The sequence below is a fragment of the Streptomyces sp. NBC_00885 genome (assembly GCF_045207475.1).
Lineage (GTDB): Bacteria > Actinomycetota > Actinomycetes > Streptomycetales > Streptomycetaceae > Streptomyces.
Genome location: NZ_CP108796.1, coordinates 6,906,747 through 6,921,672, shown reverse-complemented (window position 1 = coordinate 6,921,672; position 14,926 = coordinate 6,906,747). Strand labels below are relative to the sequence as shown.

The following is a 14,926-nucleotide window of genomic DNA, read 5'->3' as shown; positions in this document are numbered from 1 at the left end:
GGTGCGTACCGACATCTTTGCCCGCCTGGACCGAGAGCCGGAACCGCCGAAGATAGAGATCCCGCGGATGAGCCGCACCCGTCTCACGCTCTTCGGCGGGACGTTGGCGTTCTATCTCGCCATCGTCGTGGCGGTGCTCGCCCCGACCTGGCTGGTGACCCTGGACTGGAAGGTCATGCTCTTCCGGCCCTACCAGCAGTGGCCGGAACTCCACGCCTTTCTCGACTACTTCGTGGTGCTCGGCCAGCGCGGGCCCACAGCCGTGATGGTCGCGGCCTGGCTGGGCTGGCGCTCCTGGCGTCAGCACACGCTGCGCCCCCTCCTCGCGCTCGGCGCCGCCCTGCTCCTGCTCAACGCGACGGTGGGCGCCGTCAAGATCGGTCTCGGCCGCCTCGGCCCCCACTACGCGACGCAGATCGGTTCCGCCGAGCTCTTCGCCGGCGGCGATATATTTCCCTCCGGGCACACCGCGAACGCGGTCGTGACCTGGGGAATCCTGGCGTATCTGGCCACCACTCCGCGTGCTCGGCGCTATCTGTCGGCGCTCTCGGCAGTGGTCTCCCTGGGTGTCGGCCTGACCACTGTGTACCTCGGTACGCACTGGCTGAGCGATGTGCTGCTCGGCTGGGCGGCCGGGCTGCTGATCCTGCTCGCACTGCCCTGGTGCGAGACCCTGATCGGCACGGCCGAAGCCTGGATCCTCTCGCTGCGCGAGCAGTGGCGTGCGCGCCGCCGGCTCGCTCCCTCGCTGCCGGTCGCCGCCGGCGGCCTGACGCCGGGGATATTCCCGCAGCGTGGGCCCTCGGGAGAGCAGGAGCCGGCCCGCGAGCCGGTGGTCGCCGTCGGCGGCCGCCCCACCGCGCGCACGGCCACCCAACTCGACCGTCAGAGACCGCACACGGTGCGTTCCGAGCGGATGCCGGTCACGCCCTCGGGCAGCCGCCGCCCGCCCACGTCACGCCCCGTCACGGGCGGCTGAAGCCCGGCCGCTCGGCTGCGTACGGCGAAGGCCCCGACCATGACGGTCGGGGCCTTCTTCGCATGCGGTCGTCGGTATCGCGGTCGTGTCAGCCCGGCCAGCAGCGGATGACCGTGCCGCCCTCCACCTCGAAATTGAGCCGTCCCGCCAGATACTCCATGGTGATGATCGCGCCCGGCGGCAGTGCTCTGACGGTGGTCCAGCCGCGCTCGCGGGCCAACTGCCCGGCGCTCTCGGCTTCGAGGCCGACATACGACGAGGGGGCGTCGTCGGGCTGTTCGGGAGGGGTCGGTATCGGTGCCATGACACCCACCGTAGGCGGGAGCGGACGGTGACGGAAGCCGGGACAAGGCGTGCTTCAGCAGCCTCGTGTACGCCACCGGTCACGCTTCTGTCACAGGATCCCGACACGCGTTCAGCTCAAACTCTGTCACTCGAACGAGCAGTTCCACGCCACCCGCGCGGTAATTCCACACGCCTTGTCGATCATGCTAAATTCCGCTCTGGAATTGCCCGGGGCAGGCACCCGAGGGTGAATTGACGAACTGTGGAGAATTCACCGGTTCCTTGCAGAATCCACCCTCGTGTTCGAACGGTCTCGCCGCTGTGGACACATCCCGCCGGGGACACACCCTGTTGGAGTGGACAGGGCGGCGAGCATCATGGCCCCAGCCCGATACCGAAGACACGAAGCCCGAGCCGCGGACAGCGAGGGGGCAGGGATGGGTACGCAGACCGCCGAGGCAAAGGCCGAGCCGGCGCGGGAACGGCATCCGGGCCGGGTGGTGGTGGACTGGCTGACCACCACCGACCACAAGAAGATCGGGCACCTGTACCTGATCACCTCGTTCGTCTTCTTCCTCATCGCCGGCCTGATGGCCATGATGATGCGCGCCGAGCTGGCCCGTCCCGGGCTGCAGCTGATGAGCAACCAGGAGTTCAACCAGGCCTTCACGCTGCACGGCACGATCATGCTGCTGCTCTTCGCGACCCCGACCTTCGCGGGTTTCGCCAACGAGATCGTGCCGCTGCAGATCGGCGCGCCCGATGTCGCCTTCCCGCGGCTGAACATGTTCTCGTACTGGCTGTTCCTCTTCGGCGGGCTGATGGTGGTCGGCTCCCTGCTGGTGCCCAGCGGTCCCCCGGCCTTCGGCTGGACCGCCTACGCGCCGCTCAACGGCCTGGAGCGGTCCCCCGGCATCGGCGCCGACCTGTGGATCATGGGCCTTGCCCTCTCCGGCTTCGGCACGATCCTGACCTCGGTGAACTTCCTGGCCACCATCGTCGGGATGCGCGCGCCCGGCATGACGATGTTCCGGATGCCGATCTTCACCTGGAACATCCTGTTCACCACGATCCTGGTGCTGATGGCCTTCCCCGTACTGGCCGCTGCGCTGCTGGTACTCGAGTCGGACCGGCGCTTCGGATCGGTGGTCTTCGACGCGGAGAACGGCGGGGCGCTGCTGTGGCAGCACCTGTTCTGGTTCTTCGGCCATCCCGAGGTCTACATCATCGCGCTGCCGTTCTTCGGCATCATCACGGAGATCATCCCGGTCTTCTCGCGCAAGCCGATCTTCGGTTACATCACCCTGATCGGCGCGACCATGACGATCACCGGACTCTCGGTGGTGGTGTGGGCGCACCACATGTTCGTCACCGGAGCGGTGCTGCTGCCCTTCTTCTCACTGCTGTCCTTCCTGATCGCGATCCCGACCGGGGTGAAGTTCTTCAACTGGACGGGCACGATGCTCAAGGGCTCGCTGTCCTTCGAGACGCCGATGCTCTGGGCGGTCGGCTTCCTGGTGACCTTCCTCTTCGGCGGTCTCACCGGCGTCATCCTGGCGTCGCCGCCGATGGACTTCCAGGTCACGGACTCGTACTTCGTCGTCGCGCACTTCCACTACGTGGTCTTCGGCACCGTCGCCTTCGCGACCTTCGCCGGCTTCCACTTCTGGTGGCCCAAGTTCACCGGCAAGATGCTCGACGAACGGCTCGGCAAGATCCATTTCTGGACGCTGTTCGTCGGCTTCCACACCACCTTCCTCGTGATGCACTGGCTGGGCGCCGAGGGCATGCCCCGGCGGTACGCCGACTATCTGGCCGCCGACGGCTTCACGGTCCTCAACACCATCTCGACCATCGGCTCGTTCCTGCTCGGCCTCTCGACGCTGCCGTTCCTCTACAACGTCTGGAAGACCACGAAGTACGGCAAGAAGATCGAGATGGACGACCCGTGGGGATTCGGCCGCTCGCTGGAATGGGCGACGTCCTGTCCGCCGCCCCGGCACAACTTCATCACCATCCCCCGTATCCGCACCGAGTCGCCCGCCTTCGATCTGCACCACCCGGAGTTCGCGGCCATCGAGCGCGATGTGGCGGAGGCGGGAGAGATCAGTCGAGAGCCCGGGACAGGCGGTCCCGGACCGTCCTGATGTGCTCGGTCAGCTCCTCGGGCTCGACCACCTCGAAGTCGAAGCCCATGAGCATCACATGGATCACCAGCACGTCCAGGCTCGCGGCCCCCGTGCGCAGCAGACAGGTCTTCTCGTCGACCGCCTCCAGGACACCGGCGGACGGTCCGACGACCTGGGCGGCCAGTTCGGCAGAGGTGTACAGCCGGATGACCGCCTGGGCGGCGTAGGCGTGCGTGGAGACACCCTTCGAGACATACGCGGCCAGATCCTCGGCCGGCGGGGTGCGCGGGGCGAAGCGCGGGCCGTGCGGTGGCTTCGGGGTGATCCGGTCCGCCCGGAACGTCCGCCAGTCAGCGCGGTCCAGGTCCCAGGCGACCAGATACCAGCGGCGCTCGGTGCACACCAGACGGTGCGGCTCGACGCTGCGGCGGGTGGCGGAGCCGCCGTGGTCGCGGTACTCGAAGCGCAGCCGCTCGCTGTCGCGGCAGGCGTTGGCCAGCTCGGTGAGGACGGAGGGGTCGACCTGCGCCTGCGGGGCCCGCATCATCGGCACGGTGAACGCGTTGAGCGCGCCCACGCGGCGGCGCAGCCGGTTCGGCAGCACCTGCTCCAGCTTGGCCAGGGCGCGTACGGAGGTCTCGCCGATGCCCTCGATGCCCTGGCCGGCGGCGGTACGCAGGCCGACGGCGACGGCCACCGCTTCCTCGTCGTCGAGCAGCAGCGGCGGCAACTCGGCCCCCGCGCCGAGCTGATAGCCGCCGCCGGTGCCGGGGCTGGCGTTCACCGGATAGCCGAGCTCGCGCAGCCGGTCGACGTCGCGCCGCACGGTGCGCGGGGTGACGCCGAGCCGGTCGGCGAGATCGGCGCCAGACCATTCGCGGTGGGCCTGGAGGAGGGAGAGCAGGCGGAGGAGTCTTGCGGAGGTCTCCAGCATGGGGTCGAGTGTGGCAGGGGTTGCGGACGGTTTCTGTCCGCGAGGTGGGGGCGGTGGTGGGTGGCGCCTGCGGCGGGCCTTGTCCCCTCCCCGCCCCTTCCCGAACTGGGGCAAGCCCCAGACCCCGTACGCGAAACTCAGCCCCGCCGGCGTTTGAGGCGCGGGGGTCCGGGGGCAGCGCCCCCGGTTACGGGAATGGGCGGGGTGGGGAACAAGCCCCGCGCAGCGGACCAGCTCAGCGCGCCGCAGTGAGGCGCACGCACAAGTCGTTGTCGATCGTGTAGCACGGCTCCGCGAACTGCCCCGTCTCCGTCCGCTGCTTCGGGTACACGAAGACATTCCTCCTGTCCCAGACGTCGTCGAGGACACGGGACACCCGCACCGCCGCGGCCCCGGCCGCCGGGACCAGCCACAGGTCCCACCACTGGTCCTTGCCGCCCGACGCCTCGGCCAGCGGGGCGAACGGCAGTGTGAAGCCGAAGGTCGCGTCCTCGCCCGTCGCCGGGACCCGGTGCACCAGATCGCCGCCGCGCAGGCGGGCCTCGGCGGCGGCTCCCCCGCCCACTTCGGCTCCGTACAGCCGGCCCTCGACCGTCATCGCGCAGTGCTCCGGCACCAGGCCGATGTCCCCGGCCTCGGCGTGCGGCGCGCGCACCCAGCAGCGCAGGGCGAGGCTGCCTCCCGCCGTGGGATACGGGACGCGTGCGGCGATCCGGCCGGTGTCCGGCGTGCGGTCGAGAAGTGCCCGGACCTCCCGGATGCCGGACTCGACAGGCCGGTCCCCGGCATACGCGTCCCAGTGGCCTTCGGCCAACTCGACCGTCCCGGGCAGTACGGCACGCGACGTCCCGTCACCCGACGGCGTGAGCGGCAGGCGCGTCTCGTCCTGCTCCCCCTCGCCGCCTCGCCGCTTCAACACGAGTTCGGAGTCGGTCGTGATGCCGCCCGCCAGGGCGAAGGTGATGGCGCCCGCCGCGTCGGCGAGACAGTCGGCGCGCGGAGTTCGCCGCTCGGTGTCCGTGGTCATCAGGACTTCTTCCCCTTACGGATCGCGTCGGCCGCCCGGTAGCGCGCGGAGTAGATGCCGTCGTACAGCGCACTCCTGCCGCGGCGCAGCGTGTCGCGTACCGCGCCGCGCCAGAATCCGCGCCCTCCCTGTCCGACGAGCTCGGTGAACAGGACCTCGTGGCGCTCGGCGACCGGCGCCGGGTCGAAGCGGGCGGAGGCGGTGAGCGCCGCCTGTCCGGTGCGGCGGCGCAGTTCGCCGTCCTCGATCAGCGCGATGAGGGCGTCGGCGATCGCGTCCACGTCGCCGACCGGCACGAGACGGCCGTCGACGCCGTCCTCGATGATCTCGCCGGGCCCGTGCGGGCAGTCGGTCGAGACGACGGGGACGCCGCAGCGCATCGCCTCGACGATGGTCATGCCGAAGGACTCCAGGCTGGAGGTGACGGCGGCGATCGAGCCCTTGACCCACTCCGGTTCCAGCGGGTTGGCGGGCCCCATCAGGTAGACGTGGTTGTGCAGTTGGCGCTCTTCGACGAGGGCAAGCAGCGCGTTTTTCTCGTTGCCCGTCGCGTCCGGGCCCCCGTAGATCCGCAGCCGCCAGTCGGGGTGCGCGGCGACCACCTTCGAGAAGGCCTTGACCAGCACGTCGTACCGCTTGACCTTGGTCAGCCGGCCGGCCGCGACGATCCACTTGCTTTCGTGGTCCGCGGGCGCGACGGTAGGTGCGGGCACGCTGTTGGGCACGGAAACGATCCGCGTGCCGGGCAGCTTCAGCTGGGCGCGATAGGCCCGCGCGTCCGCCTCGGTGACGGTGGTGACCGCGTCCAGGAGCGGGTAGCGGTGCCGGATCTCGCGGCGCAGCCGGTGGCCGTGGCTGTCCAGCGTGAGATGTTCCTGGGCGATGCGGACCGGGCCGCGGCGGGTCTGGCGGGCGATGTGCACATTGAGCCCGGGGCGCGTGCCGACGACGACATCGGCCCGCAGGGAGCCGAGATGGGCGGCGATGCGGGCGTCGGTGAGGCGGCTGTACTGCTTGTAGCGGCCCTCGCCGCGCGGGAAGACGCGGGCGGGTCGTTTGTAGTCCGGGTGCTCGCCGTCGTAGCCGGGGCTCTTCGCGCGCAGATCCACGAGGTGCTTCATGGTGACGCCGGCGGGCGCGCCCATCATGGGGTCGTCGCGGTGACGGAACACGGAGACGATCTCGACGTCATGACGCTCGGCCAGGACCCGGGCGAGGTTGAACGTCGTGCGGATCGTGCCGCCGATGCCGTACGCGTTGTGGAGCAGGAAAGAGATGTGCATACGCCGTAGCGACCCCCGTTATTCGTCTGTGCAGTTACGGACTGTACTCGTCCGCTAGGGCCGATAGGGGAGCTGGGGCACGGTGAAGCAGTTCTTGGTCATGTCGCCCTCGGTGACCCAGCCCTTGCCGTCCTGCCAGCGTGCGACGGACAGACAGGTGTGGCGGGTCTTCGGCGGCTCGGCCAGTTTCTCGAAGACCACGGGCAGCAGCAGGCCGCGCGCGGTGTACGGCTCGGGCCGGTTGACGAAGCGTTCGACGCAGTCGCGGGTGAGATCCGCCGCGCAGGAGCGGGCCGCGTCGGTGAACCACATGGCGGCGGCCCAGCCCTCCAGTTGCCACTGGGAGAGCTGACGGCCCTTCATCGCCTCGCGGAATTCACGTACTGCGGGCTGATCGGCGTCCTCGTAGTTGCGGCTCGATCCGGTCACCCACAGGGCGTTTCGGCAGTTCGGCGCGTTTTTGTAGTCCTTCGGTACCGAGGAGTCCCAGTTCTGCACGTTGGTGACCTTGGCGGTGACCTGCACGCCGACGGCGTCCATCGCCTCGCACAGCTGGGCGTTGCCGTGGGTGTCCATCGCGTCGAAGACCAGGTCGGCGCCCTGCTGTTGGAGGTCTGCGGCCACGGCGCGGAAGTTCGGCAGCGCGAAGTCGACCTGTTCGGTGACGACGCGATAGCCCTCGGCCTTCAGCCCCTGAGTGATCAGCCGGGCGTACGCGGCGGAAGAGGCCTGGTTGTAGGAGACGACGGCTGCGGTACGGGCGCCCTGGGTGTTCTTGAAGTAGCGGTAGACCTCGGTGCCGCCGTACAGCGTGCCGTTCCAGCCGGGGGCGTCGCCGGTGCGCGGGGCGAGGCTGCCGTAGATCCCGTACAGATGCGGATAGGTGTCGTACGCGGGACCGATCGGCTGGCCGCCGATGTCGGGGACGCCCGCCTTGGCGACGAGGGGTGCGCCCGCGTAGTCGAGCGCGGTCGTCGCGACGAGCGCGAAGACGTTCTTCTCGTCGACCAGCTTGTGCACGCATTCGTTGTTGCCGACGCCGCTGCCGCCGTCGTCGCAGGTGATCACCTCGATACGGCGGCCGTCGATGCCGCCCTTGGCATTGAGCCTGTCGAAGTAGGCCTTGGCCCCTTCCCCCGGGCCGGAGAAGGCGGCGCCGCCGACCGGGCTGGTGGCGCTGCTGATGATGCCGATCCGGATCGGCTGGGCAGCGCTACTGCGTACGGGTGGCGACGGGCTCTCGAAGGCGCTCTCGGGCAAGCGGCTGCCGCAGGCGGCGCTCCCGGTCAGGAGAGCCGCGAGCAGCAGGCCTTCAGCAGCCCGGCGCGGCAGCATTGCCGCTGAGCTTGACCAGGGCGCACAGGGTCTTCACGGAGACCTTCCAGGTCTGGTCCTGGTAGACGGCTACGCCCTTGGAGCCTGGCAGGGCCGGCGTACCGGCGACCAGCAGGTCATAGGTGACCGTGGCGTCGGTGGGCGAGGTGAACTGCACGTCCGTGACCTTCACCGAGGTCTGCGCGGCGTTCTTGTCGCCGCTGAACGCGGCGAGCAGCGGACGCAGCAGCGCACCGTTCTCCAGCACCTTGACCTTGGCGTCCGTGGCCGCCTTGGGGTCGAAGAAAGTCGTCCAGTTCTTCTCGATCTCCGCCTTCGCGGCCGCGGGGTCGGCCGGGCCGTTGGCGGCCGGTGCACTGCTGGAGGGCAGGGCCGTCGCGGACGGGGTCGGCGTGGCCTTGGACCCGCCGCCGTTGTCGTCCGAGCATCCTGCCGCGGCCGGTACGAGTATCAGGACCGCGGCGGCCGCCCATGCCGCGGTTCTCGGGTGCCTGACATGGACCATCTGGCTCACCACCGGTTGTCGGCTTCCAGCGTCTGTCGGTTCAGGGCATAGTGCAAGGAATCGCCGTACATCACCAGACCATCACCAGACCGGGAGGGCCACGCGATGCCGACGTCCCGACTGCTGTGGTGGGGCGGGCTCGCGGCGGCCGCCGTAGGAGCCGTGCTGTCCGTGATCGGCTGGTACGGGGTGTCGGGTGAGCGCTTCGCCGAGCGGCAGATCCCCTATCTGGCCTCCTGCACGGTGCCGGGTGCGGCCCTGCTGGTGGCCGGGGCGGTGCTGCTCGCGGCGGCGGGGCGCATGGCCGGGACGCGCCGGGAGGAGACCGGGGCTCCGGCGGTGGCCGTACCGTCCCCGGACGTGCCGCCCTTCGAACCCCCTTCGTCGGACGGGCCGGTGGTGTGCGTACCGGGTGGGACACTGGCGCACCGGCCCGACTGCCCGCTGGTCGCGGGCAAGCCGGAGGCGGAGCCGGTCGGCGACAGAGTTCTGGACCCGTGCCCCGTGTGCGAGCCCCAGGTCTGAACACATGAGCTCGCTGACGTACGACCTCACCCTCGCGGGGCTCGCGGTCGGCAGTGCGGCCGCGCTCACGGGAATCGGGCTGATCGTCACCTACCGGGCCACAGGTGTGCTGAATCTGGCGCAGGGCGCGATCGCGATGGTCTGCGCGTATGTGCTGCGGGAGTTCGCGGTGGAGTGGGGCTGGCCGCTGCCGCTCGCCGCGGCGGTGACACTGCTGGTCGTCGCTCCGGGGATCGGACTTGTCCTGGACCGGCTCGTCTTCCGCCCGATCGCGGTTCTGGACGTGGACCCGGCGCGCGCTCTGGTGGCGTCCATCGGTGTGTTCGTCCTGCTTGTCGGGGGCGCGGCACTGCTGTGGGGCAACGGGGCGCGGTCGGATGTGCCCGAGCTGCTGCCGGACGATCCGTGGGTGCAGCTCGGTGCCGTGCTGCTGCTCTCCGTGCTGGTCACGGCGGTCACCCGGTGGACCCGATTCGGCCGTGAGCTGCGCGCGGTCGTCGACAACCGCCCGCTCGCGGCGCTCGGCGGGATCGACGCCGACCGGGTGTCGGCGGTGGGCTGGGCGTTCGGCTCGTTCACGGCTGGTCTTACGGGTGTGCTGCTCGCGCCGTACGTACGCCTCGATCCCTACGGGCTGCCGCTGCTGGTCGTCGAGGTGATCGCGGTCGCGGTGGTGGCCCGGATGCGGAGTCTCGCGGTGGCCGTGGCGGCGGCCCTCGCGATCGGCGTGGCGCAGGCCCAGCTGACGCGGCTGCATCCCTCGGGGTGGGGCGAGCCGCTGCTCCAGGCGGTGGGGGCGAACCTCTTCGTGGTGGCACTGCTGATCGCGGCGCTGATGCTGCCGGGGGTGGGGGCGCAGAGCACGGTAGCGCGGGCCGCGGCGCCCGCGGTACGCGTCCCCGGCGTCGTCTGGCTGGTGGCAGGGATCCTGTTCCTGCTCCCACTCGGTTTCGCGGGCACCGACCTGCACACCTCGATCCAGGTCCCGGCGCTGGCGGTCATTCTGCTGTCGCTGGTGGTCGTGACGGGGCGGGGCGGACAGATCTCACTGGGCCAGGCGGCGTACGCGGGCCTCGGTGCGCTCTTCACGGCGCTGCTGGCGGCCGGACGCTTCCCGGGTCTGCCCGCGATGCCCGAACTGCTCGCGCTGGTCGTCGCGGTCCTGCTGGTCGCGCCCCTGGGACTGCTGACGGGGTGGCCCGCGATCGGCCGCCACGGCCTGGCGCTGGCGCTCGCGACGCTGGCGGTGGGCGTGGGGGTGAGCCGCTTCGTCTTCGCGCAGCCGTACGCGACGGCGGGACTCTCGCTGTCCCGCCCGACCGGCCTGATGTCCGACCGTGCGTACTACGTGGTCGAACTGGCCGTCCTCGCCTGCGCGCTGCTCGCCGTCGCGGCACTGCGGCGGGGCCGCACGGGCCGCGCACTGGCGGCGCTGCGCGACCACGAACCGGGCGCGTCGGCGGCGGGTGTGCGCGTCGCGTCCCTCAAACTCCTGGCCTTCGTCCTCGGTGCGGCTCTCGCGGCCCTGGGCGGGGGCCTGCTGGGCATGGGCGTGCGTGCCTTCGACCCCGAGGCGTACGACCCGGTACGCGGACTGCTCTGGTTCGCCGCGGTGGTGGTCCTGGGCGCGGACAACCTCGTGGGCCCGCTGGTGGCGGCAGCACTCCTGGTGGGCCTGGACGCGGGCGCCCGCGGCGGTGTGGCAGCGGCGGTCATCGGCATCCTTGCCGTCCTGATCGGCCGCTTCCCGGACGCCCCGAACCGGACCTTCGGACGCCTGGGCCTGACGGCCTCCCGCCACGGCCAGGCGCATGCGACGACGCTGGTTGCCCGGACGGGAGCCTCGTCGACCGGCCACAGGGGACGTGGCCCGGCCGCACAGCCCGAAGGCTCCGGCGAAGCCCTGCCCGGCGGCGAAGCCGGGAGCCCAGAGCGCGGCAGCGGCGACGGAAAGCCCGGCCGCCCGGCCCGTGGTGGAGCCACGCGTCCACCCCCCGCGCACACCCTCGCCGCCCGCGGAGTGCGGCTGCGGTACCGCGACTTCACCGCCCTCGACGGCGTCGATCTCGTCCTTCCCTCCGGCCAGGTCACCGCCCTCGTCGGGGCCAACGGCGCCGGAAAGACCACCCTGTTCAACTGTCTCTGCGGAACGCTGCGGCCCGATCGCGGGAGGGTCGAGCTCGACGGGGTCGACATCACCCGGCTGGCCGCGCACGCGCGAACGCGGCTCGGGATTGCCCGGACCTTTCAGCAACTCGCCGTCTTTGCTTCGCTGACCGTCGAGGAGAACGTACGCATCGGCGCCGAGCAGGGGCACCGGCAAGACCCCTCCGCCGTCGGGCCGGTCCTGCGGCTGCTCGGGCTCGACGGGCCGGTGCGGGATCTGCCCGCCGCCGGGCTGTCCACCGGGGCCCTGCGGCGGGTCGAGTTGGGGCGTGCGCTCGCCGGGGGGCCGCACACGCTGCTGCTCGACGAGCCTGCCGCCGGGCTCGACGCCGTCGAGGGGGAGGCCCTCGCGCGGATTCTCGGCGCGCTCGCCGCGGACGGGATGGCCGTGCTCGTTGTCGAGCACGATCTCGATCTCGTCGCACGCATCGCGCAGACCGTGCATGTCATGGAGGCGGGGCGGATCGTGCGATGACCGTCGAGATCGAGCTGCGCGCCGCCCGCGTACGCTACGGCCCCCTGGAGGCTCTGCACGGCGTCAACCTCCCCGTGCCCGCGGCCGCCCTCACCGTCCTGATCGGGCGCAACGGCTCGGGCCGTACCACCGCGCTGCGCGCCCTGGCGGGGACGGTGCCGCTGTCCGCCGGGCGGGTGGTGTGGCGCGGCACCGACGTGAGCGGCCTGCACCCCCACGAACGGGCTCGCCGCGGGCTGTGCTTCGTACCGGATCTGCGTGCCGTGTACGACACCCTCAGCGTCGCCGAGAACCTCGAACTCGCCGCGCCGGACGGGGACTTCGCCCGTGCTGTCGACGGCTATCCCGCCCTGCGACCTCTCCTCGCCCACCGCGCGGGCACACTCTCCGGCGGGGAGCAGCGCATGCTCGCCGTCTCGCGCGCCCTGCTGATGCCCGCCCGCGTCGTCCTCCTCGACGAGCCCGCCCAGGGCATGTCACCGCCCGTCGCGGCGCGTACGTACGAACTGCTGCGCGCCCTCGACGCGGCCGTCGTCGTCGCGGAACAGCGCCTGCCGCCCGGAATCGGCGACGGCGGGAGGCCGGTCCTCGTCCATGAACTGCGCCGCGGCACGCTCGCGTTCAGCGGAGAGCCCGCCGAACTCACCCCCCGATAGCCAGCATCATGCCCACCTGCAGCCGGTCCGGCGAGCTCCCGACGACGGCCTTGTTGGCCGCGTAGAGAGCCGGCCAGCCGCCCTTGACCCTGAAGCGCACCGCGATCGAGGAGAGCGTGTCGCCCGGCTGGACGGTGTGGACGCGGCCGTGGAGGCCGTATCTCGCGGAGCAGACGGGCCAGGCTCCCCAACCCTGTGTACGCAGCACATCCTCCGCGACCGTGATCTGCTGCCGCCGGGTCGCGAGGTCGGCGCGCGGCGCGTACACGAGTCCGCCGTACTCGATCCAGGTCGGCTGCCAGAACTGCAGCCCGCCGTAGTAGCCGTTGCCCGTGTTGGCGTCCCACCGGCCGCTGCTCTCGCACTCGGCGACACAGCTCCAGGGCCATCCGGACGAGGCACAGCCGGTCGTCGCGGCGTAGGCACCGCTGTGTGGTACGAGGGCCAGAAGTACGGCCACCAGCGCCGCCGGCCACAATCTGATCTTCGACATCGGGCCACGCTAGGCAGCGCGGCCGGGCGAGGAGCGGTGCCGCGCCCGGGCTGCGGGCAGCCCCACCCGGTCGGACCCGGGCGGGGCTGCCGGAGCACACCTCAGAGCGCGAGCTTCTGCCCGGGCACGATGAGGTTCGGGTCGCCGCCGATGACAGCCTTGTTGGCGGCGTACAGGGAGCGCCAGTCCGTGCCGTGCGACGCCGCGATCCCGCTGAGGGTGTCGCCGCGCCGGACGGTGTAGTCGCCGCGGGAGCTGCCGCGGTCGGTGTGGCCCGATGCCCGCTGCGGCGCCTTTGCCGCAACGGACGGCTTACCGGCCGAGGACCTGGGGGTCGAGGACTTCGGGGTCGAAGACGTGTGCGAGGCGGACTCGGGCGCCGCCGGCGCCTTCCCGTACGCCCCCGCCCGCGCGGCGCAGGTGGGCCACGCGCCCCACCCCTGCGCCCGCTGGACCTTCGCCGCCACCGCGATCTGCCGGCCCTTGCTCGCCCGGTCCGCGGTGGACGCGTACGCCCCACCGCCGTAGGCACGCCAGGTCCCGGCGGAGAACTGCAGCCCGCCGTAGTAGCCGTTGCCCGTGTTGATGTGCCAGTTTCCGCCGCTCTCGCACGCTGCGATGCGGTCCCATACTCCGGTGTCCGCCGCCCGGGCCTCGCCCGTGGTCGCGGCGAACAGTGCCAGGGGTGCCACCAGTGCGGCGCCGACCAGCGCCGCCGTGTCACGCCTGCGTAGGGAACGGGAACTCGTGAACATCAAATTCCTCTCGAAGGACCCGGGGTCCCTCCGGGCGGTGCGGCCCTCGGCGCATCCGGCGCCTGTGTCCGCTCCGCCCAGCCCGCCTGAGGTGGTGGTGCCTGGTGCTGTCGTGGCCGCACTGGCTGTGCGGCCGGGCGGGCTGTCCCGGGCGGTGCTCTGTGCACACGGCGGAGGAATCTAGGCAGCGCAGCACTCCGGTATCAACCAATCCCCTGTCATTCCAGGCCAGTTGCCCGTTACCTGAAGTAGCGGCGAAATCAGGCCACCCACTTGATTCGCTGATTTCATGATTTGTCGACCTGCCGGCGAGCCTATGTGTGAGCCGCTTCACGGGCCCAACTTCCGTGCACACAGCATCCGTTGACGGTGAGTAGTCGATTCCGCCCGCTGTCTCACCGCTTGCGTCGGATGGTTCGATTCCATTCCTCTCCGTGCGTGACTCCGGCCACAGATCGCCCGTTGAGTTCTTTATGAGCCGGGACCCGCCCGGCACACACCGATCAAGTCCGAGGAGTCACCCGTGCCGCGCATGCTCGACGTCAGCCAGGACGTCCGCGCCGAGATCGGCGACGAAGAAGCCGACCGGTTGCTCGTCGGCGAGAACGCCCCGGGCAGCTACGACTGCACCTCCTGCCGCACCCCCGGCGACTCCGAGCAGGAACGCACGAGCACCGTCCTGTTCGTCGGCGAGGAGACCGCCGTTCTGGCCTTCGCCCACGCCACCTGCATCCCCTCACAGGTCGTCCAGGTCGCCGAGGACCAGCTGCAGGGTGCCGTCAGGTCCATCACCGGCGAGGAGCCACCGCACCCCGGCGCCCCCCGGCCGGCCGGTCGGCCGGAGCAGGCCGTGCTCGGGATCACCAGCGGTCTCGTACTGATCGACGGCGAACTGCACCCCGCCCTGGTCGTCGAACCGACCGCTCCGATCGCCCGGCCCGGCACGACCGGCAACGGCGGTGACGACTTCCTCCCGCTGCTCATCGAGCAGGGCTTCGTGCCGATCTCCGAGGTCAGCCACCGGCCGACCACTCAGCTGCACGGCTGGTCCATCCTGGTCGCCATGGGCCAGCTGCACGCCGTGCTCCAGCCCGGCACCGGCGGCGGCAGCCCGGTCGCCTGGTGGCAGGCCCATCAGCCCCTCCAGGTGACCGACGGCTGGCGTGCGGCCGCCAACAAGTCGCACACGGTGCTGGTGTTCGCCGCACCGGTCGGCTCGATCGGCCAGCAGCCGCGCGAGGATCTGCTGCGCGACGCGCTGGAGAGGGCTGCGGCGGGCGGCCGTCTGGTGGCGGCGACGATGCCGCTCGCGGGCACCTGACAGACGTTTGACGAGGGCATGAAGACCGGGGGGTGCGGAAACGCACCCCCCGGCGCAC

General features: G+C 71.0%; 14 protein-coding genes. 6 read left to right on the top strand and 8 right to left on the bottom strand.

Features of this window, described 5'->3' with window-relative positions:
- Position 1 precedes the first annotated feature (1 nt).
- Positions 2-979, top strand: a complete 978-nt coding sequence (locus OHA61_RS31480) for a phosphatase PAP2 family protein (protein WP_361915358.1) — start codon at positions 2-4, stop codon at positions 977-979.
- Positions 980-1,067: 88 nt separating this feature from the next.
- Here the strand turns inward: OHA61_RS31480 and OHA61_RS31475 are convergent, their stop codons facing one another.
- Entirely contained in the window at positions 1,068-1,283 is a 216-nt protein-coding gene (locus OHA61_RS31475) for an I78 family peptidase inhibitor (protein WP_324987470.1), read from the bottom strand.
- Positions 1,284-1,701: 418 nt separating this feature from the next.
- Between OHA61_RS31475 and ctaD the strand changes: the two genes are divergently transcribed.
- Positions 1,702-3,411 (top strand): cytochrome c oxidase subunit I, encoded by a 1,710-nt coding sequence (gene ctaD / locus OHA61_RS31470; RefSeq protein ID WP_406305883.1) that lies wholly within the window; start codon positions 1,702-1,704, stop codon positions 3,409-3,411.
- Here the strand turns inward: ctaD and OHA61_RS31465 are convergent.
- From OHA61_RS31465 to OHA61_RS31445, 5 genes are all read right to left on the bottom strand, one after another.
- Positions 3,371-4,327: a helix-turn-helix transcriptional regulator gene (locus tag OHA61_RS31465; RefSeq protein WP_406305882.1), complete on the bottom strand. Its 957-nt coding sequence runs from the start codon at positions 4,325-4,327 to the stop codon at positions 3,371-3,373. The two genes, ctaD and OHA61_RS31465, sit on opposite strands and share 41 nt — an antisense overlap.
- A gap of 235 nt (positions 4,328-4,562) precedes the next feature.
- Positions 4,563-5,354, bottom strand: coding sequence for a hypothetical protein (locus OHA61_RS31460; RefSeq protein WP_406305881.1), 792 nt, complete (start codon positions 5,352-5,354; stop codon positions 4,563-4,565).
- Positions 5,354-6,637, bottom strand: a complete 1,284-nt coding sequence (locus tag OHA61_RS31455; protein ID WP_406305880.1) for a glycosyltransferase family 4 protein — start codon at positions 6,635-6,637, stop codon at positions 5,354-5,356. The genes OHA61_RS31460 and OHA61_RS31455 overlap by 1 nt, the downstream gene beginning before the upstream one ends.
- Positions 6,638-6,691: 54 nt before the next feature.
- On the bottom strand, positions 6,692-7,972 hold the full coding sequence (locus OHA61_RS31450) for an ABC transporter substrate-binding protein (protein ID WP_406305879.1): 1,281 nt from the start codon (positions 7,970-7,972) through the stop codon (positions 6,692-6,694).
- Complete coding sequence (locus OHA61_RS31445) at positions 7,950-8,477, bottom strand: hypothetical protein (RefSeq protein ID WP_361908055.1); 528 nt, start codon at positions 8,475-8,477, stop codon at positions 7,950-7,952. Before OHA61_RS31445 ends, OHA61_RS31450 begins: the two co-directional genes overlap by 23 nt.
- 105 nt (positions 8,478-8,582) lie before the next feature.
- Here OHA61_RS31445 and OHA61_RS31440 point away from each other — a divergent pair, with 105 nt between their 5' ends.
- The 3 genes from OHA61_RS31440 to OHA61_RS31430 are packed head-to-tail and all read left to right on the top strand — an operon-like array spanning position 8,583 to position 12,299.
- Positions 8,583-9,002 (top strand): hypothetical protein, encoded by a 420-nt coding sequence (locus OHA61_RS31440; RefSeq protein WP_406305878.1) that lies wholly within the window; start codon positions 8,583-8,585, stop codon positions 9,000-9,002.
- 4 nt (positions 9,003-9,006) lie between these two features.
- On the top strand, positions 9,007-11,643 hold the full coding sequence (locus tag OHA61_RS31435; protein WP_406305877.1) for an ABC transporter permease subunit: 2,637 nt from the start codon (positions 9,007-9,009) through the stop codon (positions 11,641-11,643).
- Positions 11,640-12,299: an ATP-binding cassette domain-containing protein gene (locus OHA61_RS31430; RefSeq protein ID WP_406305876.1), complete on the top strand. Its 660-nt coding sequence runs from the start codon at positions 11,640-11,642 to the stop codon at positions 12,297-12,299. Before OHA61_RS31435 ends, OHA61_RS31430 begins: the two co-directional genes overlap by 4 nt.
- Here OHA61_RS31430 and OHA61_RS31425 read toward each other — a convergent pair.
- Both OHA61_RS31425 and OHA61_RS31420 read right to left on the bottom strand, forming a co-directional pair.
- A complete protein-coding gene (locus tag OHA61_RS31425; protein ID WP_406305875.1) occupies positions 12,286-12,792 on the bottom strand; it encodes a transglycosylase family protein in 507 nt (168 codons plus the stop codon). The genes OHA61_RS31430 and OHA61_RS31425 overlap by 14 nt on opposite strands.
- A gap of 101 nt (positions 12,793-12,893) precedes the next feature.
- On the bottom strand, positions 12,894-13,547 hold the full coding sequence (locus tag OHA61_RS31420) for a transglycosylase family protein (protein WP_406305874.1): 654 nt from the start codon (positions 13,545-13,547) through the stop codon (positions 12,894-12,896).
- A gap of 523 nt (positions 13,548-14,070) precedes the next feature.
- On the opposite strand from OHA61_RS31420, the gene OHA61_RS31415 reads away from it, so the two are divergent.
- On the top strand, positions 14,071-14,868 hold the full coding sequence (locus tag OHA61_RS31415) for a hypothetical protein (protein ID WP_406305873.1): 798 nt from the start codon (positions 14,071-14,073) through the stop codon (positions 14,866-14,868).
- The last annotated feature ends 58 nt before the right edge of the window (positions 14,869-14,926 follow it).

Bases quoted from the DNA above. Each gene is read 5' to 3' on its own strand.
- OHA61_RS31420 (WP_406305874.1), bottom strand. From the start codon at position 13,547: ATGTTCACGAGTTCCCGTTCCCTACGCAGGCGTGACACGGCGGCGCTG.
- OHA61_RS31475 (WP_324987470.1), bottom strand. From the start codon at position 1,283: ATGGCACCGATACCGACCCCTCCCGAACAGCCCGACGACGCCCCCTCG.
- OHA61_RS31455 (WP_406305880.1), bottom strand. From the start codon at position 6,637: ATGCACATCTCTTTCCTGCTCCACAACGCGTACGGCATCGGCGGCACG.
- OHA61_RS31445 (WP_361908055.1), bottom strand. From the start codon at position 8,477: ATGGTCCATGTCAGGCACCCGAGAACCGCGGCATGGGCGGCCGCCGCG.
- OHA61_RS31430 (WP_406305876.1), top strand. From the start codon at position 11,640: ATGACCGTCGAGATCGAGCTGCGCGCCGCCCGCGTACGCTACGGCCCC.
- OHA61_RS31450 (WP_406305879.1), bottom strand. From the start codon at position 7,972: ATGCTGCCGCGCCGGGCTGCTGAAGGCCTGCTGCTCGCGGCTCTCCTG.
- OHA61_RS31460 (WP_406305881.1), bottom strand. From the start codon at position 5,354: ATGACCACGGACACCGAGCGGCGAACTCCGCGCGCCGACTGTCTCGCC.
- OHA61_RS31425 (WP_406305875.1), bottom strand. From the start codon at position 12,792: ATGTCGAAGATCAGATTGTGGCCGGCGGCGCTGGTGGCCGTACTTCTG.
- ctaD (WP_406305883.1), top strand. From the start codon at position 1,702: ATGGGTACGCAGACCGCCGAGGCAAAGGCCGAGCCGGCGCGGGAACGG.
- OHA61_RS31435 (WP_406305877.1), top strand. From the start codon at position 9,007: ATGAGCTCGCTGACGTACGACCTCACCCTCGCGGGGCTCGCGGTCGGC.
- OHA61_RS31465 (WP_406305882.1), bottom strand. From the start codon at position 4,327: ATGCTGGAGACCTCCGCAAGACTCCTCCGCCTGCTCTCCCTCCTCCAG.
- OHA61_RS31440 (WP_406305878.1), top strand. From the start codon at position 8,583: ATGCCGACGTCCCGACTGCTGTGGTGGGGCGGGCTCGCGGCGGCCGCC.